Here is a 20,285-nt window from a genome sequence, read left to right on the forward strand (position 1 = left end):
AATCCCTACTTCGGTATCCGCCGCGCCACGTAGAGCACGTCGGTGGCCACTGCGGACAGGCGGCGGCTGCGGGCGGCGAGGTCGTCGGTGCGCCGGGCGACCGGGCGCAGCCATTCCCGGCGGTACGCGCCGGCCGGGCACAGCGCGAAGCCGCGCCGCTCGACGACCTCGAAGCCGTGCCGTGCCAGGAGCTGCTCGACCTCGGCGTGGTGCAGCTCCGCGAACCACTGGTTGGCGCGGTTGGAGCGGTGCCGCAGGTGCCGCAGCGACTGCCGGTTGCCGTGGTTCTCCACGACCAGCAGGCCCGAGTCGGCCTCCGGCAGGATCTTCGCGGCGAAGGCGATCGCCCGGTCCCGCACGTCCTTCGGCGCGTTGAGCAGCAGCCGGAACACGGTGACGAGGGCCGGGCCGTCCACTGTGGCCGGCTCGGGGACCGGCCCTTCGGGCTCGACCTGGTGCAGCTTCGCGTAGACCCCCGCCTCCTGGGCCTTGGCGAGCATCTGGGCGGACACGTCGTAGCCGTGCGCCGCCCGGACGACACCGTGCAACAGCTTGATCGCCCGGCCGGTGCCGCACGCGAAGTCGTGCTGGACGGGCCGGCGGGCGGTGAACTCGCGGCGGACCAGGCGGCGCAGGAACGCGCGCTGTCTGGCGCTCACCGCGGTCGAGTAGGTCTCCGGCGCGTAGACCACCCGTTCGTACTTGTCGACCGCCGCATCCGACTGGAAGACCTCCGCGTAGTCGGTTCTCATCGTTCCCCCTGCATCAGAACGTGCCTCAAGCGCACGACCGCGTAGCAGTACGCGGCCGCACCCGCCCCCGTGGCGGCGAATTTCACGATCAGCCCGTGGACCGGCAGCACGGCCAGCTGCGGCACGGCGAAACACGACACGGCCAGCCCGCAGGCGAGCAGCGTGGCCCGGCCGAAGGGGTGCAGGCCGAGGCCCCGTACCACCTGGACGAGCGGGACCAGGTTGTTGACCAGCACCGCCGCGCACAGCCCGACGGCCGCGCCGAACGCGCCGTGCCGGGGGACCAGCAGCGCGTCGACGCCGAGCATGGTGACCAGGGCGAGGCCGACGTTCGCGAGGTTCCACCAGGTGCGCCCGGCCATGGCGAGGACGACGTCGACCATCCCGCACGCGGTGGCGACCATCATCGTGACCGCGAGGAGCCGCACGATCGGCACGCCCGCCTCGTAGTGCTCGCCGAACAGGTCCAGGTACATGTGTGCGTAGGTGACCATCACCAGGTACAGCGGCCAGCAGGCGAGCACGACCCACGCGGTCGCCTGCCGGTAGAGCAGGTTCGCGCCCGCGGTGTCCCGCACGGCGAGCCGCTCCGCCAGGCGCGGCTGCACGGACTGGGTGACACCCTGGTTGACGAACTGCCCCAGGATCACGAAGCGGCCGGCCACGGCGTACATGGCGGCCGGTGCGAGACCGGCGAGCGCGGCGACGAGCAGCACGTCGACGCGCTGCAACGCCATCTGCGCGAAGCTGGCGACGGCGCGGGGCGCGGTGAACGCCCAGAACCGCCGCGGGGTGAAGTCCGAGGTCTCGGCCTTGTCGTTCGTTATCGAACCCCGCAGCCGGGTCAGCGCGACCCCGGCCAGCAGCGCGGCGGGCAGGTAGGGCAGCGCCCACAGCGCGGCGAACACGTCCGGGCCCCAGCCGGCGACCCACACCAGGGCGAGCAGCACCAGCTGCACGGCAGGGCGCATGACCCGGTCGAGCAGCACGGTCGGGCGCATCGCGCGCAGGCCGCGGGTGGCGGCGAGCAGCGCGTCGCTGAGCGCGGCCAGGGGCAGGAACACCGCGAGGGTCCGCACCAGGTCGGGCCGGCCGGGCAGCACGTCCGCGGCGAACCACAGGCCGCCGGCGATGACCAGCGCCGCCACCGCCAGGGGCAGCAGCGCGGTGCGCAGGCACTCGCCCAGCCGGGACAGGTCGCCGACCGCCCGCATCCGGGCCGGCCAGTACACCAGCGACGTCTGCACGCCGAGCTTCGCCACGGTCACGCCGAGCCCGAACACCGCGGTGGCGGCGAAGAACGCGCCCGCGCTGTGCGGGTCGAGGGCGCGCGCGGCGAGCCAGGTGACGCCGAGCCCGGCGACGCCGGTGCAGACGGTGCCGGCGAGGTTGGCAAGGCCTCCCCGGGCGGCGCCGCGCAGCATGCCGCCGGGCGACTCGAGACCGGCTCCCGGGCCGGGTTTGTCGAGGGTCGCCGTCACGCCGGACTGTCCGCTGTGGACAGCCAGGAGGGGCGGCGCCCGAGCCAGCCGGCGAGGCGTTCGTCGTAGGGGGCGTAGTGCGCGGCGAGCTCCTGGGCGATCGAGTCGTCGAGGCGGTTGCGCGGGCGCGCGTTGTGCCGCTCGAACGGCGGGTACCCGTCCACGCGGGGCAGGCCGAGGAAGTCCAGGACGGCGTCGTACACCGGCTCGGGGCGCAGGAAGAACTCGGTGCTGTCCACGACGTGCACCCGGTCACGGCCGAGCAGGCGCGCCATCGGCTCGATGTATTCGATGTACTCGCCGCGGGCGCGGTAGGCGTGGTGCTGGTGGGCGAAGCTGTACGCGCCGGGGTCGTTGAGCAGCAGCTCGCGCTGCCCGGCCAGGCGGGCCGGCTCCAGGGCGAGGGCGCGGCCGAAGTCCACCTCCGGCTCGAAGCCGCGGGCGACCTCGTGCGCGTGCTGGGAGTAGGCGCGCTCGACCGGGTCGCGCACCAGCACGACGAGCTTCACGCCGGGCAGGTCGGCGGCGATCCTGGCCAGGGCGTGCGGGTGGTACATGTAGTACGGGCTGGACTCGAACGTCTGCGCGGGCACGCCGAGCTCGTCGGCGATCCGCTCGGCCCGCCGCTGCAGCGGGAAGTGCCCGCGGTACCAGCGCAGCCCGTGGTGGTAGCCGACGTCGAAGTAGTGCACGCCCTTGTGCAGCACGGCCTTGATGACGGCCGGGTGCGCGGCGAGGGCGCGGTAGAGCGACGTCGTGCCGCAGCGCTGCCCGCCGCAGATCAGGAACTGCGGCAGCATCCGGCGGCTCGCGGTGAGCTGGCCGTAGTTGCGGGATCCGAAGTGGATGATCCGCTTCATCGTGTCGGGAACCTGCACGGGCATGGTTACAGAGCCTCCACTCGCGCGACGAGAACGGGCAGCAGCCAGCTGCCGAGCACGCCCAGCCGGGCGCCGGCCTCCGCCTGCCGGTCGGTGACGTACCGGGTGGCCAGGTCGATGAGGTAGAGCAGGGTGGTCACCTCGACGGCCTGGCGGTGCACCACGCCGAACGGCAGCAGCAGCTCGGGCGCGGCGTCGATGAGGTCGTTGACGGCCCGGGCCGCCGACGGTGCCCGGCCGATGCCGACCTGCAGCGCGTAGTGCAGCGCGTCGTAGCCGATCGGGACGCCGGGGGTGAAGCGTTCCCAGTCCCAGACCAGGATCGTGTCGGCGAGGCCGGCCATGTTCCAGGGCGACCAGTCGCCGTGCCAGGAGCCGTACGTGAGCTGGACACCACCGGCGGAGCGGGCGATGCGCTCGGCGGCGGCCTTCAGCGCGCCGCCCTCGGTGTGGTCGGCGACGGCGTCCAGCCGGCCGCGCAGCCGGGTCCAGTAGCCGCTGTCGTCGAGGCGGCCGCGGCGCGTACCGCAGCAGGCGGCGACCTCCCCCATCGCCTTGGCGAGCCGGGGCGCGGTCACCGGGACCCGGGGCCGCCAGACCGGCAGCGCCGACTGGACCAGGACCTCGTGCTCGCCCCACTGTCCGATGTGGAGCGCTTCGGGCACCCGCAGCGCCTTGAGCCCGGCGGTCGACACGGCCGCGAGGGCGTTGCCCTCCGCCTTCACCAGGGTCCGGGTCAGCGGCGAGGTGCCGAGCTTGGCGAACGCCATGGTGGCGCCGGACTCGGCGAGCAGCTGCAGCACCGGTTTGCGGTTGGCCCGCGCCGGTCCGATGTGGACGCTGAGCCGGACGTCGGTCCCGAGGACGCGACGCAGGTAGGTGTCGATGGTGTCCGCGCCGGGCGTGACCCGCAGCCGGTCGCGCAGCAGCACCGACGACGCGCCGGTGCGCAGGGCGGCGACGACCGCGTCGCGCTTGAGCTTCGCCACGCGGGACTGCGGCTCGGCGTAGCGGCGCACCGCGGCGGCGGCGAGCCGCCGGTCGTCGGCGGGCACCAGCAGCCGCGGCTTGCGGGCGTTCGGGACGACCAGGTACTCCACCACGGCGGTGCCCTGCCCCGGGTACAGCAGGGCGAGGACCTCCTCGATGTACTGCGCGCGCAGTTGCTCGTCGTCGACCTGCAGCGCGGCCGGGGCGGTCTTCACTGGGCTCATCGGCTCTCCAAACGGTTGCGCCACAGGACGGCGTACGCGAGGAAGGTCAGCGCCAGTGGGGTGACCAGCGCGTTGTACCAGAACATCGCGGCGAAGCTGGACACGATCGCGGCGGTGGCGGCGAGGCCGGCGGGAGTCGCGTCCCGCCGGAAGCGCCACAGCCCGACGACGAAGAACGACAGGTAGGTGACGGTGCCGAGCAGCCCGTGCGCGAAGAGGAGCTGCCACAGCTGGCCGTTGCCGCCGATGGTGAAGTTGCCGCAGCGCGCGCAGTCGTCGCTCTCCCCGACCGCGATCGAGTTGCGCCCGCCGATGGTGTTGCGGGTGGAGCCGAAGCCGATCAGCGGCGACTCGACCACCCCGGTCAGCGCCTTCTCGGTGGTGTACATCCGGACCCCGTTGGACTTGCCGTCCTCCAGGCGCGCGTTGACCACGTCGCCGAGCGGGGTGGTGGCGATCGCGACGGCGACGGCCGCACCGGCGACGGCGACCATCCCGAGGGCGGCGAGCCGCCCGCGCAGGGCGAGCCGCACCGCCACGTACAGGACCATGACGCCGAGCCCGATCCACAGGCCGCGGTTGAGCGAGTAGACGATCGGCGCCATCGCCGCGAGCAGCGTCACGGCGGTGAACGTCTTGACCTTGCGGCTCTTCGTCAGCGACCAGCCGGCGACGAGCAGCCACCCGATGAGCAGGCAGACGTTGTTGCCCCAGGTGTTGGTGTACCCCCAGGGCGCGCCGGGCCGTGGGGTCTCCCCGCCGAGCAGGTTCATGATCTGCGCGGCGGTCGGGTGCACCAGCGACTGGATGAAGCCGTTCTCCCGCAGATGGTGCGGCAGCAGCAGCTCCAGCGGCGCGGTGAACTCGAACCTCGGCGCGGCCATGCCCAGCAGCCCGCCGGCGACGGTGACGACGAAGAGCCACGCGAGCAGCTGGACGAAGCGCCGCTGCGGCAGCTCCCGGCGGTCGACGTTGCCGGCGTACACGAGGATCACGGTCAGCGCGACGTAGCCGCCGAGCCGGTACGCGTAGGACACCAGCCGGCTGGCCGCGGTGCCCGGCACGGTGCCGGTCGGGTCCGCGCCGAGGCTGAACAGCCCCAGGCCGACGACGGCGAGGAACAGCAGCCACAGCAGGAACCCGGGCGGCAGCTTGACGAACTGCCCCGACGCGCGGTGCCGCACGAGCGACACCAGCATCGGCACGGCCACCAGGAAGAAGATCAGGGTGCCGAGGCCCAGGGCCCACCAGAGCGGGAAGAGCAGGAGCAGCCCGGTCACGGGCCAGGCGGGCAGCCGGTGTGCCCGGGTGCGAAGGCTGGTGACCGGTGCCGCCTGCAGCGAGGGATGGTTCGCGAGGGCGGTCATCCCGCCACCTCCGCTACGCTCCGGCGTCGGCCCGCCCGGAAACAGCTACATGACTCGCTCGCAAGCTCACTCATCGGCGCTTGTCTGCGCCGTTCTCGCCGGCCGTGTCGGCGCTGACCCGGGTGACGGAGATGGTGCGGGTCTGCCGCTTCGGCACGGCCGGCACGGACGGGGACGCCTGGACGACCTTCGGCGCGGTCGCCGTCGCGGTCGAGGCCGCCGCGGCGGTGCGCAGCCGCTTCGGGGCGATCGGCTCCTCGGGCTCCTTCGGCGGCAGCTTGTCCAGGACCGTCGTCATGTCGTCGGCGACGGTCACCTCCTGCGCGTCGCGCTCCCCAGTTCGCTCGTCAGTGCCGCGCACGGTGAGGCGCGGCAGGACGACGGCGCCGAGCAGCGGCGTGCCGACCCGGCGCAGCTGGTCCGCGGCGTCGGCGACCTCGGTGTTGCGGGTGCGCCGCAGCTCGACCGCGACGATCGCCGCGTCGGCGAGGCTGGCCAGGCTCTGCGCGTCGGCGCTGGTCGCGGTCGAGGGCGCCTCGACGACGACGTAGGCGGCCCGTTCCCGCAGCGTGGCGAGGGTGTCGCGGAGCGCCTGCGACTGCAGCAGCCCGCCGGCGCTGGCGGTGCCGCCGGTGGTGACGACGCTGAGGTTCGGGTGCCGCGGCGCGCGCTGGGTCGCGCTGCTCAGGGAGAAGCGGCCGGCGAGCACGTCGGACAGGCCGGGGACGGACCGCACGCCCAGCATCTTGTTGACGCTGGCGGTGTCGACCAGGCTGTCGGGGAGGTGCGCGCAGACGAGGACCGTTTCGGCGCCGGTACGGGCGAAGGCGGCCGCGAGGTTGGCGGCGACGACGGTGGAGGCGGCGCCGCGGCTGGCCCCGGCCACGACGACGACCTGGCCGGCGAGGGCGACCCGGGCGTCGGCGCCGTTCGGCGCGGGGACGCTGGCGAGGACCTCGTTGCGGAGCCGGTTGAAGATCCGGCCGCCGGCGCCGAACGGCGCGAACACGTCGTCGAGGCGGGGCTTGACCCGGCCGGGGACCGCGGCGAGGACCGCGACGTCGACCCGGCGGGGCAGGTCGGAGGGGCGGCGGACGCGCTGGTCGAGCCGCTCGCGGAGCAGGGCGGCGCCGACACCGAGCAGCAGGCCGAGCATGGCGCCGCTGGCGAGGTTGAGCAGCCGGTTGGGCTTCACCGGGCGGGACGGCAGGTCCGCGTCCCGGATGATCTTCCCGGCGTTGACGGTGGTGGTGAGCAGCGCGTTGAGCTGGCCGGCGAGGGTGTTGATCTGCGAGGTCGCCGTGGTGCGCTGGCTCTCCAGGTTGGGCCGGTTCGGGTCGGCCGGCCGGAGGTTCGCGAGCTTGGTGTTGATCTGCAGCAGGCTCGCGTTGAGCTGGTTGAGCTTGTCCTGCAGGATCGCGATCCGCCCGGCGACCTCGGCCTTCGCGCTCTCCTCGCGGTTGCGCAGGTACGCCTCGGCGAACGCGTGCGACCCCGCCTGGGCGACGCGCGCGTCGTTGGACGAGTAGGTGATGACGAGGAAGGTGGTGTTCGGCGGGACCTCGACGCGGACGTGGCCGGCCAGCTCGTCCGGCAGCTCCGGCGCGCGCATCAGCTCGCGGGCGTCGGTGGCGACGGTGGTCGAGGTGACCAGCTGCGCCTCGTTGTCGAGGTTGATGTCGCCCTTGGTGCGGCCGCTGGTGGAGTTCGCGTCCTGCCCGTTGCCCAGGGGCGAGACGAGGACCGAGGTCGCGGACTCGTACACCTTCTTCTGCATGCCGGTGAACTGCAGCGCGCCGAGGAGACCGGCGCCGACCATCAGGAGCACCAGCCACCAATGGCGCCGGGCCATGCCGAGCAGGTCGACGCCCGGTGAGTCGGTATCGGCGGAAAGCTGGCGGTTGGCGTCCATGAAGCGGCGGCCCCTTCGGCGTCAGGTTCTCCAGGGGCTAACGCGTCCGGCACTTCAGGCGTAATGGGTGAATGTGCCCGCTTTTACGGAATTGGGCGGGGATCCAGCCATCCGTTGTTGCCGAGGTAGCGCAGGACGGTCGTGACCGCCTCGCCGTACGACAGGTCCGTGGTGTCGATCGCCAGTTCGGCGTCGACCGGCGCCTCGTACGGGTCGTCGATGCCGGTCATGCCTTTGATCAGCCCGGCACGCGCCTTCGCGTAAAGCCCTTTTCGGTCGCGCCGCTCGCATTCGGCGAGTGGCGTCGACACATGGACCAACACGAAACCGGCCCCGGCGTTACGGGCGAACTCCCGGGCCGCTACGCGCGCCTCGTGATACGGCGCGATCGGGCAGCAGATCGCCACCCCTCCGTGGCGGCCGACCTCGGCGGCGACCCAGCCGATCCGCTTGATGTTGGTGTCGCGGTCGGCGGCGGAGAACGTGAGGCCGGCCGACAGGTGGCGGCGCACGATGTCGCCGTCCAGCAGGGTGACGGTGCGCTCCCCCGTCTCCTGCAGCGCGTCGGCGACACCGGTCGCCATCGTCGACTTGCCGGAGCCGGACAGGCCGGTGAAGAACACGACCAGGCCCCGCTGGCGGCGCGGCGGCCGGGCCCGGGCCAGCTCGCGGGCGACGGCCGGCGGCGTGTGCCACTCCGGCAGGATCGTGCCCCGGTCGAGGTGGTCCTCGATCTCCGCGGCGGTCAGCGGCAGCCGGCGGTGCTTCGGCGGGATGTCGTCCAGCGACCGCCACTGCCCGTCGCGGCCGTCATAGGCCAGCTCCCGGGGCACGAGGACGCGCAGGCCGCCGCCGGACAGCATCGAGTCGCTGGAGGCGAGCAGGTGGGTGACGCCGTATGCGGCGGCGACCCGGGTGCGCAGCATCGCGCCGCGGATGTCGTCGCTGCCGTGGTGCGGCAGCGGCAGCGTCACGATCGTGCAGTCGGGCATCCGGTCGCGCGCGGCGAGCACGCAGCGGACCAGCGCTTCCGGCGCGAGGCCGTCGGGGCCGGGGCTGCCGACCGGCACCAGCACGAGCAGGTGCGCGGCGAGAGTACGGGCGGCGCGGGCGATCTGGGCCAGCTGCGGCCGGTGCAGCGGACGGTCGGCGATGACCCCGAGGATCCGACCCTGCGGCAGCGTGCCGCGCACCTCGGCCGGGGTCCGGCGCATGCGGCGGAACGCCCCGTGCCCGCCGTCGCCGAGCCGCTTGACCCGGCCGGCGGCGCCGCCGAAGCCCTCCCGCGTCTGATACACCTCGGTGGTGTCCAGCGCGGCGATCGGGGCGCCCTCCAGGTCGGCCAGGATCAGCACCCGCTTGCGCGGGTCGGCGACGTCGAGCTGGCCGAGCACCGACTGCGGGACCTCCAGGGTCACCGGCACCGGCCACGCGGTCCCGTCGGCGAGCCGCCCGTTGCGCCGCAGCGACGTCAGGTCGGCCTTGCCGAGGAAGCCGGTCAGCGGCCGGTATGCCTCCGACAGCAGCAGCTCAAGATCGGCGATCTCCGAGGGGCGGGGCGTGAAGGTCGGGGCGTCCCGGAGCACCTCGTCCGGCAACGCCCAACCCTCAACCGCCCCACCGTTCACAGACACGCGTGACAGTCTGTCAGTTTTCCCGTCGTTTCTCCCAGCGGGGGTTCAGCCCGTGTTGCGCATGCCGGCCGCGATGCCGTTGACCGTGGTCAGCAGCGCCCGCTCCAGCGCCGGGTCCGGCGAGGACTTCCGCCCGCCGCCCCAGACACCGCTGTCGGCGGCCTTGCTCGCGCGGTACTGGGCCAGCAGCGACACCTGCAGGTGGTGCAGCGGCTGCAGGTAGCTGTCGCGGACGCCAAGCGTGCGGTCCAGCACCGGCTGCCGCTCCAGCAGCGCCGACTCGCCGGTGATCGCGAGGACCTCGGCGACGGTCTTGTCGTACTCCGCGCGGATCACCTCGAAGACCGGCTTCAGCGGGTCGGGCACCAGCGTGTCGACATACCGCGAGGCGATCTCCAGGTCCGTCTTGGCCAGCATCATCTCGACGTTGGACAGGAAGGTGCCGAAGAAGTGCCACTTCTCGTGCATCTCGCGCAGCACGTCGCCGAGGCCGGCCACGCGGGCCGCCTCCAGGCCGCTGCCGACGCCGAACCAGCCGGGCACGATCTGCCGCGACTGCGTCCAGCCGAACACCCACGGGATCGCCCGCAGGCCGCCGAGGCCGGCGTCGGCGTTGGGCCGCTTCGCCGGGCGGGAGCCGATGTTGAGCGCGCCGAGCAGCTCGGTCGGGGTGGCCGCCCAGAAGTACGCGGGCAGGTCCGGGTTCTCGACCAGGGCGCGGTAGTTGGCGAACGCGGCCCTCGACACCGTCTCCATCGCCGAGTCCCAGCGCGCGAGCGCCTCGGCGGGCTGCCGCGGCTCGGTGTGCAGCAGGGCGCTCTGCAGCACGGCGGCCAGGGTCAGCTCCAGGTTTTCCCTGGCCAGGGCCGGCAGCGTGTACTTGTCGGAGATGACCTCGCCCTGCTCGGTGACCTTGATCGCGCCGTCGAGGGTGCCCCACGGCTGGGCCAGGATCGCCTCGTGGGTCGGGCCGCCGCCGCGGCCGACGGTGCCGCCGCGGCCGTGGAAGAGCCGCAGCCGGACGCCGTGCCGGGCGGCGACGTCACGCAGCTGGCGCTGCGCCTTGTGGATCATCCACTGCGACGTGGTGATGCCCGCGTCCTTGTTGGAGTCGGAGTAGCCGAGCATGACCTCCTGCACGTCGCCACGGGCGCGCACGATCGCGCGGTACACCGGGATCGACAGCAGATCGTCCAGCAGCTCGCCGGCCATCTCCAGTTCGCGGGCCTGCTCCAGCAGCGGCGCGAAGCCGACCCGGGCGCGGGCCGACTCCATCGACGCACCGCCGAAGCCGGCGCCGGCGCTGACCTCGACGAGACCCCACTCGCGGGCGAGGACGACCGCGGCGAGCACGTCGTCGATGCCCTGCGTCATGGAGATGATGTACGTCTCGACGACCTCCGGGCCGAAGCGCTCCTGCACCTCGCGGATCGCGGCGAACACGTCGAACGTCTTGCGGGCCGTGTCGGTCAGCCCGGTGTCGCGGGTGGCGAGCGGGCGGCGGCCGTTGAGCTCGTCGATGAGCAGCTGCCGGCGCGCGTCGCGGTCGAGGTTGCCGTAGTCGACCTCGCCGACCCGCCGGTAGAGCTGGGCGAGGACCTCGTGGTGGGCGTCGGCGTGCTCACGCACGTCGAGGGTGGCCAGCTGCAGGCCGAACGCGGACAGCGTGCGGATCGCCGAGGCCAGCTTGCCGGTCGCGGCGAGCTGGCCGCCGTTGCGGGCCAGGGACGCCCGCATCAGCTCCAGGTCGGCGATGAGCTCGCCGGTGCCGAGGTAGTCGCGGCCCTGCTTGTGCGGCGTGCCGGTGGCCAGGCGTGTGCGGGTGTGCTGCAGCTTGAGCCGGATGCAGCGCAGCTTCAGCCGGTAGGACTCCTCGAGGTTGACCCGGCGGTAGCGGGCCGGCAGCTCGGGCAGGTTGTCCAGGTCGGCGGCGAGGCTCGCGGACAGGTCCAGCGACACCCCGCGCAGGCGCTTGGAGACCGACACCTCGTCGATCAGGCCGTCGATCACGCCCTCGGCGGCGCGGATGCCGTACTCATGTTGGATCAGCAGGACGTCGCGGGTGACGGCCGGGGTGACGAACGGGTTGCCGTCGCGGTCGCCACCGATCCACGAGCCGAAGCTCAGGGGCCGCGCGGTCGGGGGCAGCTGCACCCCGAGGTCCTTGAGGGTGTCGTACAGGTCGTCGAGCACCTGCGGCGCGGCTCCGCCGGCCAGGTCGGCGAGGTAGTAGACGGCGTTGCGGGCCTCGTCGCTCGGCTCGGGCCGCTCCAGCCGCAGCTCGTCGGTCTGCCACAGCAGGTCGAGCAGCTCCGCGAGGCGCCGGTCGGTGCGCGCGGTGCGGGTCTTGTCGGGCTCCAGCGAGCCGTCGAGCGCGGTCGCGACGGCCTCGGCGTCGAGCTCGTCGCCGACGGCGCGCAGCTTCGTCAGGATCGAGCGGCGGGCCGCCTCGGTCGGGTGGGCGGTGAACACCGGCCGCACCGCGAGCTTGGAGGCGATCGAGCTGATCTCCTTCACCCCGACGCCACGGTCGGCGATCAGCTTCGCGGCGCGCTCCAGCCAGCCGCCCTCACGGACGCGGATGCGGCGCAGCTCGCGGGCCCGGTGCACCTGCTCGGTGATGTTGGCCAGGTGGAAGTAGGTGGAGAACGCCCGGGCGAGCTGGGTGCCGGTGACCACGTCGAGGCCGGTCAGGCGCTCGGCGGCGGCCTCCGGGTCGCTGCGGACGAGCGCGCGGACCTCTTCGACGAGGTCGAGCAGCTGCTGGCCGTCCTGCCGGACGAGACTCTGCCCGAGCAGCGAGCCGAGACGGCGAATGTCGGCGCGCAGCGCGGCGTCGGTGTCGCTGGACGCGGGTGCCTCTGCAGACATGCTGGATCCCTCCGGACGAGACGGCTGGGACGGCGCTGTCCGTTTTCACCGGCATCGTATCGGCTGCAACCACGCACCGTGGCGTTCCGGTGAGTCACGTCTCAGCTTCCGGCTCGTCTTCACCCTCGGTGGTTTTGTCGGACCCCGGGGATAGGCTGGGTCTTGCTCGATACACCCCCGCCCTTCCCGGGCGCGGGGTTGTTTGCCGTGCAGATGGGTTGCTCCGATGCCAAGACTCGCCGGTCTCACCTCCGCCGCCCTGCAGGACCCAGCGCTCGCCCGCGTGCGTGACCTGGCCCGGGGCGGGCACAGCGACCAGGTCGACCTGACCGGGCCCCCGTCGCTGCGCACGTTCGTCACGGCGGTCGTGGCCGCCGAGCGGCCCGTCCTGGCCGTCACCGCGACCGGGCGGGAGGCCGAGGACCTGGCCGCGGCCCTGGGCTGCCTGCTCGACCCTTCGGACGTGGTCGTCTACCCCGCCTGGGAGACCTTGCCGCACGAGCGGCTGTCCCCCCGCTCGGACACCGTCGGGCGACGCCTCGCGGTGCTGCGCCGGCTGGCCCATCCCACTGCCGACTCCCCCTTGCCGCGGGTGGTCGTCGCGCCGGTCCGTTCGGTGCTGCAGCCGCAGCTCAAGGGGCTGGGAGACCTTTCGCCCGTTGTCCTGTCCGCCGGCGACACCGCCGATCTCGACGCCCTGGTCGCCCGGCTCGGACATCTCGCCTATGCGCGGGTCGACCTGGTCACCAAGCGGGGTGAGTTCGCGGTCCGCGGCGGCATCCTCGACGTGTTCCCGCCGACCGAGGAGCACCCGCTGCGGGTGGAGTTCTGGGGTGACGAGGTCGAGGAGATCCGCTCGTTCGCCGTCGCCGACCAGCGCACCATCTCCACCGTGGACCGGCTGTGGGCGCCGCCGTGCCGGGAGCTGCTGCTCACCGACGAGGTCCGGGCCCGCGCCGCGGCGCTGTCGACCGACCATCCGCAGCTCGCGGAGCTGCTGGACAAGCTCGCCGGCGGCATCCCCGTGGAGGGCATGGAGTCCCTGGCCCCGGCGCTGCTCGGCGACACCGACTCCCTCGAGCTCGTCCTGCACACCATGCCCGCAGGCACGCACGTGCTGCTGTGCGACCCCGAGCGGATCCGCACCCGCGCGCACGACCTGGTCCGCACCAGCGAGGAGTTCCTGGAGGCGAGCTGGGCGGCCGCCGCGGTCGGCGGGAAGGCGCCGATCGACCTGGGCGCGGCCGCGTTCAAGAGCCTGTCGGAGGTGCGCGCGGCGGCGGCCTCGCTGGGTCTGCCGTGGTGGTCGCTGAGCGCCTTCTCTCTCGATGCTTCGTCCGCCGTTGCGGACGAGCCCTGGCGCCTTGGCGAATCCGTCGAGGTCACCGTCTCCGACGACGCGATCTCCATCGCGCTGCCCGCGCAGCCCGCGCCGCTCTATCACGGGGAGACCGCGCGGGTCGTCGACGATCTGAAGCGGCTCGCCGGCGACGGGTGGCGGCTCGCGCTGGTGTTCGAAGGCACCGGTCCCGCGCAGCGGGCCGTCGAGGTGCTCCGCGACGCCGGGCTGGGTGTCGGTTTCGTCGATGACATCTCGGACCTGCCGGATCCCGGGATCGTCACGGTCACCACCGGCTCGCTCGGCAACGGCTACCTCGACGAGGGCGCCCGGCTCGCGATCATCACCGGCACCGACATCTCCGGCGGACGCGGCGCGTCCACCAAGGACATGCGCAAGATGCCGTCCCGGCGGCGCAACCAGATCGACCCCCTTGAGCTGCGCACCGGCGACTATGTGGTGCACGAGCAGCACGGCATCGGGCGCTATATCGAGATGGTGCAGCGCACCGTCAACGGCGCCGACCGGGAGTATCTCGTCCTGGAATACGCCGCGACCAAGCGCGGCCAGCCCGGCGACCGGCTCTTCGTGCCCACCGACCAGCTCGACCAGCTGTCGCGCTATGTCGGCGGTGAGACGCCCACCCTGCACAAGATGGGCGGCTCCGAGTGGCAGAAGGCCAAGTCGCGGGCCCGCAAGGCGGTCCGGGAGATCGCCGCGCAGCTCATCCAGCTGTATGCCGTCCGGCAGAATTCGCAGGGCCACGCGTTCGGCCCGGACACGCCGTGGCAGCGGGAGCTGGAGGACGCGTTCCCGTATCAGGAGACCCCCGACCAGCTCGCCGCGATCGAAGAGGTCAAGGGCGACATGGAGAAGTCGACCCCGATGGACCGCCTCATCTGCGGCGACGTCGGCTATGGCAAGACCGAGATCGCGGTCCGCGCCGCCTTCAAGGCCGTCCAGGACGGCAAGCAGGTCGCCGTGCTCGTCCCGACGACGCTGCTCGCCCAGCAGCACTTCAACACGTTCTCCGAGCGGGTCTCGCAGTTCCCGGTCGAGGTGCGGCAGCTGTCGCGCTTCCAGACCCCGACCGAGACGAAGCTGACCATGGAGAAGGTCACCGACGGCACCGTCGACATCGTCATCGGCACCCACCGGCTGCTGCAGACCGCGACCCGCTTCAAGCAGCTCGGCCTGGTCATCGTCGACGAAGAGCAGCGCTTCGGCGTCGAGCACAAGGAGTTCCTGAAGCAGCTGCGGGCCTCCGTCGACGTGCTCACCATGTCCGCCACCCCGATCCCGCGCACCCTGGAGATGGCGATCACCGGCATCCGCGAGATGTCCACGATCGCCACCCCGCCGGAGGAGCGGCACCCGGTCCTCACGTTCGTCGGCGCGCAGGACGACAAGCAGGTCTCCGCCGCCATCCACCGCGAGCTGCTCCGCGACGGCCAGGTCTTCTACCTGCACAACCGGGTCGAGTCGATCGACCGCGCGGCCCGCAAGCTGCGCGAGCTCGTGCCCGAGGCGCGCATCGCGGTCGCGCACGGCCAGATGACCGAGGACGCCCTCGAGAAGATCATGGTCGGCTTCTGGGAGAAGGAATACGACGTCCTCGTCTGCACCACGATCGTGGAGAGCGGCATCGACATCCCCAATGCCAACACCCTGATCGTGGAGCGCGCCGACCTGCTCGGCCTGTCGCAGCTGCACCAGATCCGGGGCCGGGTCGGGCGCGGCCGCGAGCGGGCGTATGCCTACTTCCTCTACCCGCCCGAGAAGCCGCTGACCGAGCACGCCCACGAGCGGCTGGCCACCATCGCCCAGCACACGGAGCTCGGCGCCGGCATGTATGTCGCCATGAAGGACCTCGAGATCCGCGGCGCCGGCAACCTCCTCGGCGGCGAGCAGTCCGGCCACATCGAGGGCGTCGGCTTCGACCTCTACGTGCGCATGGTCGGCGAGGCCGTCGCCCAGTTCAAGGGCGAACGCCCCGAGGAGGACGAGCCCGACGTCAAGATCGACCTGCCGGTCGACGCCCACCTGCCGCTGGAATACATCGCCGCCGAGCGCCTCCGCCTGGAGATCTACCGCAAGGTGGCCGGCGCCAAGGACAGCGCCGCCCTCGACGAGATCGTCGCCGAGATGAAGGACCGCTACGGCGAGCCACCCCTGCCGGTGGCAAACCTCCTCGCGGTGGCCCGCTTCCGCTTCGTGGCCCGCGCCTACGGCCTCACCGACGTCTCGCTGCAGGGCAAGCACGTGCGCTTCGGCCCGCTGCAGCTCGCCGACTCGAAGCAGATGCGCCTGAAGCGCCTCTACCCGGAGTCGGTCTACAAGGCAGCGGCCGACACCGTCTCCCTCCCCCGCCCCTCGACCCGCCGCATCGGCGGCGAGCCGATGCGCGACACCCAGCTCCTCGAATGGGCCGCCGAACTCCTCAAGACCGTCCTCGGCGACCCGATCCCCGCCACCACCAAGCCCTGACCCCACCTCCTCCACCTCCGGAGCGCTCCTGCGCCCCGGTCCCGGGGGCGTTCTGCACCGGGGTGCTCCTGCGCCCCGAGTTCGGGGTGCTCCTGCGCCCAGGCGTGCCCCCATCCGGAGGATGCCCACGCTCGGGGGGTGCCCCGAGTTCGGAGGGTGCGCTCGCGTCCGGAGGGTGCGCCCACGCTCGGGGGTGCCCCGAGTTCGGAGGGTGCGCTCGCGTCCCCGCGCTGGGGTGCTCTCGCCCGCCGGGGGCTTCCGCGGGAGTTCTCCCCGCCGGGACTGCTCCCGCCGGGGGCTCCCGCCTGGGAGTGCTCCTTCGCCCGAGGGTGCCCCACATCCGTGCCGGCGTCCGAGTCTGCGCCCGCGTGCCGCGCCTGGAGTGCTCCCGCGGGGCTCCCGCCGGCGGGCTTCTGCGTCCCGAGCTCGGAATGCTCCCGCGCCCATGAACCGGGTCCGGAGGGTGCGCCCACCGTCCCCGCGCTGGAGCACTCCCCGCGGGGGCTTCCGCTGAGGTTCTCCCCGCCCTCGGGGAGTTCCTGCGCGACGAGTTCGGGGTGCGCCACGCCCATGGGTGCCCCACGTCCGGAGAGTGCGCCCGCGTCCCCACGCTGGGGTGCTCTCGCCCGCCGAGGGCTCCCGCGGGAATTCTCCCCGCAGGGGAATGCTCCAGCCGGGGCCCCGCCTGGGAGTGCTCCTTCGCCCGAGGGTGCCCCACATCCGTGCCCCACGTCCGAGGCAGCGCCCGCGTCCCGCGCCGGGGTGCTCCCGCGCGGGGACTCCCCGCCGGGGGATGCTTCTGCGCCACGAGTTCGGGGTGCTCCCTCGCCCGCGGATGCCCCACGTCCGTGGCCCGCGCCCGGAGGCGGCCTTGGGCCTGGCTTGGCATCCGCCCGCTCCGCCACTCCCACCACCCCGGCCAACTATCGCCGGAGCGTGGAGCGCTTCCTATGGCCCCGGCCCGGCAGGTTGCACCTCCGCCAACGCGGCGACGGCCAGCCCGCACTTCTTGCGTCGTCGTGGACGCCACCGCGGTTCCGCACCGCCACCCCGGCCAGGCGACCCGTCGACCGCATCGATCGCCAGACCTCGGCCGGATGGCAGCGGCGCTCACGGCTCGCGTTCGCCGCCGCGTCGTGATCAGTGCACTCACCGGCGCACCTCGGGACGCCTCCAACCCATCGCCGTGGCGTGCTCGGTGGAGCCGGCCGGCCGGTGCGCTGTTCGATCCAGGAGCCGGACCCATCCCATGATCCCGAATGGCCGCGGCGGCGCGCCACCGGATGGCACGCGGATGCGTAGGAAGCTGCCGCGCGCTCTGCGCGCTGGCAGTGCGTCGCGGAGCGACGCATTGGGGGGCTCCGGGGGTGAGAATCCCCCCGGCGGGACCCGCGCGGAGCGTGGGGCAGCGAGCCCATCGCCGAAGGCGACAGAGCGGGTAACAGCGGGACCCGCGCGGAGCGTGGGGCAGCGAGCCTATCGCCGGAGGCGACACAGCGGGTAACAGCTAACAGCTAACAACTAGGCGCGGTGGGCCGGGCGGTGGGTCAGGCGGTGGTGCAGGGAGCGGGCCAGGAGCGCGGCGGCGAACGGGGCGTCCTCGCGCAGGTACCGGCGGGCGAGGCGGCGGGGTTCGCGGGCGAGGCGGTCCAGCCATTCGAGGCCGGCCTTCTGCATCGCGGGGTTCGCGCGCTGGATGTCTCCGGCGACGAAGTTGACCGCGGCGCCGCAGCCGAGGAACCAGGTGGCGGGCAGCGCGGCGCGCAGGCGGCGGATCAGGTGTTCCTGACGGGGGAAGCCGATACCGACGTACACCATCTGCGGCTCGGCGGCGATGACCGCGTCGCACACCGCTTCGAGCAGGTCGGGGTCGGTGTCGAAGCCGAACGGCGGGCAGAGCGTCCCGGCGATCCGCAGTCCTGGGAAGGTGTCGGCGAGCACCAGCGCGGCCCGGTGCGCGCCGTCGAGGTCGGCCACGTCGTCGAAGTCGGTGTCGGAGGTCGTACCGGCGAACCCTGAACCGTCCGAAGGCGTCCCGCCGAGGATGAAGACGCCGTGGTGGTCGGCGGCCAGGGCGCGGGACAGGGACCAGATCAGGTCGGAGCCCGTGACCCGCGCGGGGAGGTTCCAGCCGGCGAGGCGGGCCGCCCAGACCAGCGGCGTGCCGTCGGCGACGACCAGGTCGGCCTCGCGCAGGTGGGCGCGGAGCTGGGGGTCGCGGGAGACGTGCCGCAGGATGTCGACGTTGGGCGTGACGATCCAGCCGCCGTCGCCGCGGGCCAGGGCCGAGCGCACGTGGGAGACGACTTCTTCCTCGGTCAATGGGTCCACGGAGAGGCCGCCGAGAGGGACCCGCCGCCAGCGCGCTCTGGTGTGCAGCATCGTTCATCCGTAATTCGTCGTTAGAGATAACAGATGCCAGCACAGCTGGCATATCTACCAAAACGACCAAGGAGGACGGTTGGTACGCGTTCTGTTCCTCGGCGGGCTCGGGCGCAGCGGAACCACCCTGCTGGAGCGCCTGCTCGGCGAGCTGCCCGGCGTGTGCCCGCTCGGCGAGGTCGTCCACCTGTGGGAACGCGACGTCGCCGGTGACGAGCGCTGCGCCTGCGGGGCACACTTCTCGTCCTGCGACTTCTGGCAGGCCGTCGGTGAGAAGGCGTTCGGCGGGTGGCAGCACGTCGACGTGTGGCGGGTGCTCGCACTGCGGCACGCGGTCGAGCGGACCCGGCACATTCCGCGGTTGGCGAGTGTACGGATGAGCCAGTCGCACCGGCTGCTCGTCGAGGAGTACGCGGACTGGTACGCGAGGCTGTACGAGGCGGCGGCCGTCGTCTCGGGTGCGCAGGTGCTGGTCGACTCCTCGAAGCACGCCGCCCTCGCGTACTGCCTGCGGTTCGCGCCCAGCATCGACCTGCGGGTCGTGCACGTGGTGCGGGACAGCCGGGGGGTGGCGTACTCCTGGACGAAGACCGTGCGCCGGCCCGAGACCGACGGTCTCGAGGAGATGACCCGGTACTCGCCGAGCCGTTCCGCCCTGCTGTGGAACGCGCACAACACGGCGCTCTCCGTGCTGCACCGGTGCGGCGTGCCGGTCATGCGGGTCCGGTACGAGTCGCTGCTCGACTCCCCGTCCACCGTCCTGTCCGAGATCTCGGAATTCTCGGGACTCGACCACGACGGCATGGACTTCCTGCACGGCGGCACGGCAGAGCTCGGGCCGTGCCACAGCGCCGCGGGCAACCCGATGCGCTTCACCGTCGGCCCCGTCCCGCTCCGCCGCGACGACGCGTGGCGCACCGCCCTGCCGGGACGCCAGCGAAGAGTGGTCAGCGCACTCACCGCGCCGCTGCTCGGCATGTACGGATACCGGGGGGCCCGATGAACACCACCGGACACTGGCCGAGCGTGGGCGTGGTCGTGCCGACGCGGAACCGCCCCGAACTGCTCGCCCGCGCCGTCGAGGGCATCGTCGCGCAGGACTATCCCGGCCCCGTGCGCACGATCGTGGTCTTCGACCAGCACGACCCTGACGTGTCGCTGTGCCGCGGCGGGGACCGTCCGCTCGACGTACTGCCCAACCTGCGCAAGCCCGGCCTGGCCGGCGCCCGCAACACCGGCATCGTGGCCCTGGAGACGGATCTGGTCGCGTTCTGCGACGACGACGACGCCTGGACCCCGACCAAGCTGCGGCGTCAGGTGCTCGCATTGCAGCAGCGACCGCAGGCGGAGTTCTGCACGGCGGCCATCGAGGTCGAGTTCGGTGAATCGCTCACCCCGCGCCTGGCGGGGGCGTCGCTGGTCGGCCTCGACGACCTGGTCCGCTCCCGGATGTCGATGCTGCACTCCTCGACGTTCCTGGTGCGCCGCTTCGTCTTCGCCGAGGACGAGATGGGCCTGGTCGCCGAGGACGCGCCCGGCAGCCAGAACGAGGACTGGGACCTCCTGCTGCGCGCCGCCAAACGCGGCGAGATCGTCCACGTCGACGAGCCACTCGTCCGCGTCCTGTGGGGCCGCACGTCGATGTTCGCCTACGAGTACGCCACCAAGATGGCATCCCTGCGCTGGATGATGACCCGCCACCCGGAGATCGCCGGCTCGGGCACCGGCGCCGGCCGCGTCTACGGCCAGCTCGCCTGCTGGTCCGCCGCCTCGGGCAACCGCCGCGACGCCTGGCTCTGGACCAAGGCCGCCATGCGCTCCAACTGGCGCGAACCCCGCGCCGCCATCGCCCTCGCCGCCGTCACCGGCGTCGTCAAGGTCGAAAGCGTCCTGGGCGCCCTGCACCGCCGCGGCCACGGCATCTGACCCCACAGGCCAGGCTCACCGGTGGTCACGAGGCTCTAG

At 72.8% G+C, this 20,285-nt stretch carries 12 protein-coding genes; 3 read left to right on the forward strand and 9 right to left on the reverse strand.

Annotated features, from left to right (window positions below; all coding sequences use genetic code 11):
• Positions 1-5: 5 nt before the first annotated feature.
• The 8 genes from ACZ6TV_RS12050 to ppc all read right to left on the reverse strand — a co-directional run bounded on the left by ACZ6TV_RS12050 (position 6) and on the right by ppc (position 12,112).
• Positions 6-752 carry a class I SAM-dependent methyltransferase gene (locus ACZ6TV_RS12050; RefSeq protein ID WP_465297174.1) on the reverse strand — a complete coding sequence of 249 codons (747 nt, stop codon included), beginning with the start codon at positions 750-752 and terminating at the stop codon, positions 6-8.
• Complete coding sequence (locus ACZ6TV_RS12055; RefSeq protein WP_465297175.1) at positions 749-2,233, reverse strand: lipopolysaccharide biosynthesis protein; 1,485 nt, start codon at positions 2,231-2,233, stop codon at positions 749-751. The genes ACZ6TV_RS12050 and ACZ6TV_RS12055 overlap by 4 nt, the downstream gene beginning before the upstream one ends.
• Positions 2,230-3,117: a sulfotransferase domain-containing protein gene (locus ACZ6TV_RS12060; protein ID WP_465297176.1), complete on the reverse strand. Its 888-nt coding sequence runs from the start codon at positions 3,115-3,117 to the stop codon at positions 2,230-2,232. Before ACZ6TV_RS12060 ends, ACZ6TV_RS12055 begins: the two co-directional genes overlap by 4 nt.
• Positions 3,118-3,119: 2 nt before the next feature.
• Positions 3,120-4,328 carry a hypothetical protein gene (locus tag ACZ6TV_RS12065; RefSeq protein WP_465297177.1) on the reverse strand — a complete coding sequence of 403 codons (1,209 nt, stop codon included), beginning with the start codon at positions 4,326-4,328 and terminating at the stop codon, positions 3,120-3,122.
• Positions 4,325-5,695 carry an O-antigen ligase family protein gene (locus tag ACZ6TV_RS12070; RefSeq protein ID WP_465297178.1) on the reverse strand — a complete coding sequence of 457 codons (1,371 nt, stop codon included), beginning with the start codon at positions 5,693-5,695 and terminating at the stop codon, positions 4,325-4,327. The genes ACZ6TV_RS12065 and ACZ6TV_RS12070 overlap by 4 nt, the downstream gene beginning before the upstream one ends.
• A 70-nt stretch (positions 5,696-5,765) precedes the next feature.
• On the reverse strand, positions 5,766-7,607 hold the full coding sequence (locus ACZ6TV_RS12075) for a GNVR domain-containing protein (RefSeq protein WP_465297179.1): 1,842 nt from the start codon (positions 7,605-7,607) through the stop codon (positions 5,766-5,768).
• A gap of 83 nt (positions 7,608-7,690) precedes the next feature.
• Complete coding sequence (gene cysC / locus ACZ6TV_RS12080; RefSeq protein WP_465297341.1) at positions 7,691-9,235, reverse strand: adenylyl-sulfate kinase; 1,545 nt, start codon at positions 9,233-9,235, stop codon at positions 7,691-7,693.
• Between the two features lie 51 nt (positions 9,236-9,286).
• The gene (gene ppc, locus ACZ6TV_RS12085; protein ID WP_465297180.1) at positions 9,287-12,112 is read right to left on the reverse strand and encodes a phosphoenolpyruvate carboxylase; all 2,826 of its coding nucleotides are present in this window, start codon (positions 12,110-12,112) and stop codon (positions 9,287-9,289) included.
• 226 nt (positions 12,113-12,338) lie between these two features.
• On the opposite strand from ppc, the gene mfd reads away from it, so the two are divergent.
• The gene (gene mfd, locus ACZ6TV_RS12090; protein ID WP_465297181.1) at positions 12,339-15,938 is read left to right on the forward strand and encodes a transcription-repair coupling factor; all 3,600 of its coding nucleotides are present in this window, start codon (positions 12,339-12,341) and stop codon (positions 15,936-15,938) included.
• 1,521 nt (positions 15,939-17,459) lie between these two features.
• Here mfd and ACZ6TV_RS12095 read toward each other — a convergent pair.
• Complete coding sequence (locus tag ACZ6TV_RS12095) at positions 17,460-18,320, reverse strand: WecB/TagA/CpsF family glycosyltransferase (protein WP_465297182.1); 861 nt, start codon at positions 18,318-18,320, stop codon at positions 17,460-17,462.
• Positions 18,321-18,399: 79 nt separating this feature from the next.
• Here ACZ6TV_RS12095 and ACZ6TV_RS12100 point away from each other — a divergent pair, with 79 nt between their 5' ends.
• Both ACZ6TV_RS12100 and ACZ6TV_RS12105 read left to right on the forward strand, forming a co-directional pair.
• Positions 18,400-19,323 (forward strand): sulfotransferase, encoded by a 924-nt coding sequence (locus ACZ6TV_RS12100; RefSeq protein WP_465297183.1) that lies wholly within the window; start codon positions 18,400-18,402, stop codon positions 19,321-19,323.
• Positions 19,320-20,246: a glycosyltransferase family 2 protein gene (locus ACZ6TV_RS12105; protein WP_465297184.1), complete on the forward strand. Its 927-nt coding sequence runs from the start codon at positions 19,320-19,322 to the stop codon at positions 20,244-20,246. Before ACZ6TV_RS12100 ends, ACZ6TV_RS12105 begins: the two co-directional genes overlap by 4 nt.
• The last annotated feature ends 39 nt before the right edge of the window (positions 20,247-20,285 follow it).

The sequence above is a fragment of the Dactylosporangium sp. NPDC051087 genome, from assembly GCF_055586325.1.

Bases quoted from the DNA above. Each gene is read 5' to 3' on its own strand.
- ACZ6TV_RS12050 (WP_465297174.1), bottom strand. From the start codon at position 752: ATGAGAACCGACTACGCGGAGGTCTTCCAGTCGGATGCGGCGGTCGAC.
- ACZ6TV_RS12060 (WP_465297176.1), bottom strand. From the start codon at position 3,117: ATGCCCGTGCAGGTTCCCGACACGATGAAGCGGATCATCCACTTCGGA.
- ACZ6TV_RS12065 (WP_465297177.1), bottom strand. From the start codon at position 4,328: ATGAGCCCAGTGAAGACCGCCCCGGCCGCGCTGCAGGTCGACGACGAG.
- ACZ6TV_RS12070 (WP_465297178.1), bottom strand. From the start codon at position 5,695: ATGACCGCCCTCGCGAACCATCCCTCGCTGCAGGCGGCACCGGTCACC.
- ACZ6TV_RS12075 (WP_465297179.1), bottom strand. From the start codon at position 7,607: ATGGACGCCAACCGCCAGCTTTCCGCCGATACCGACTCACCGGGCGTC.
- ppc (WP_465297180.1), bottom strand. From the start codon at position 12,112: ATGTCTGCAGAGGCACCCGCGTCCAGCGACACCGACGCCGCGCTGCGC.
- mfd (WP_465297181.1), top strand. From the start codon at position 12,339: ATGCCAAGACTCGCCGGTCTCACCTCCGCCGCCCTGCAGGACCCAGCG.
- ACZ6TV_RS12095 (WP_465297182.1), bottom strand. From the start codon at position 18,320: ATGCTGCACACCAGAGCGCGCTGGCGGCGGGTCCCTCTCGGCGGCCTC.
- ACZ6TV_RS12105 (WP_465297184.1), top strand. From the start codon at position 19,320: ATGAACACCACCGGACACTGGCCGAGCGTGGGCGTGGTCGTGCCGACG.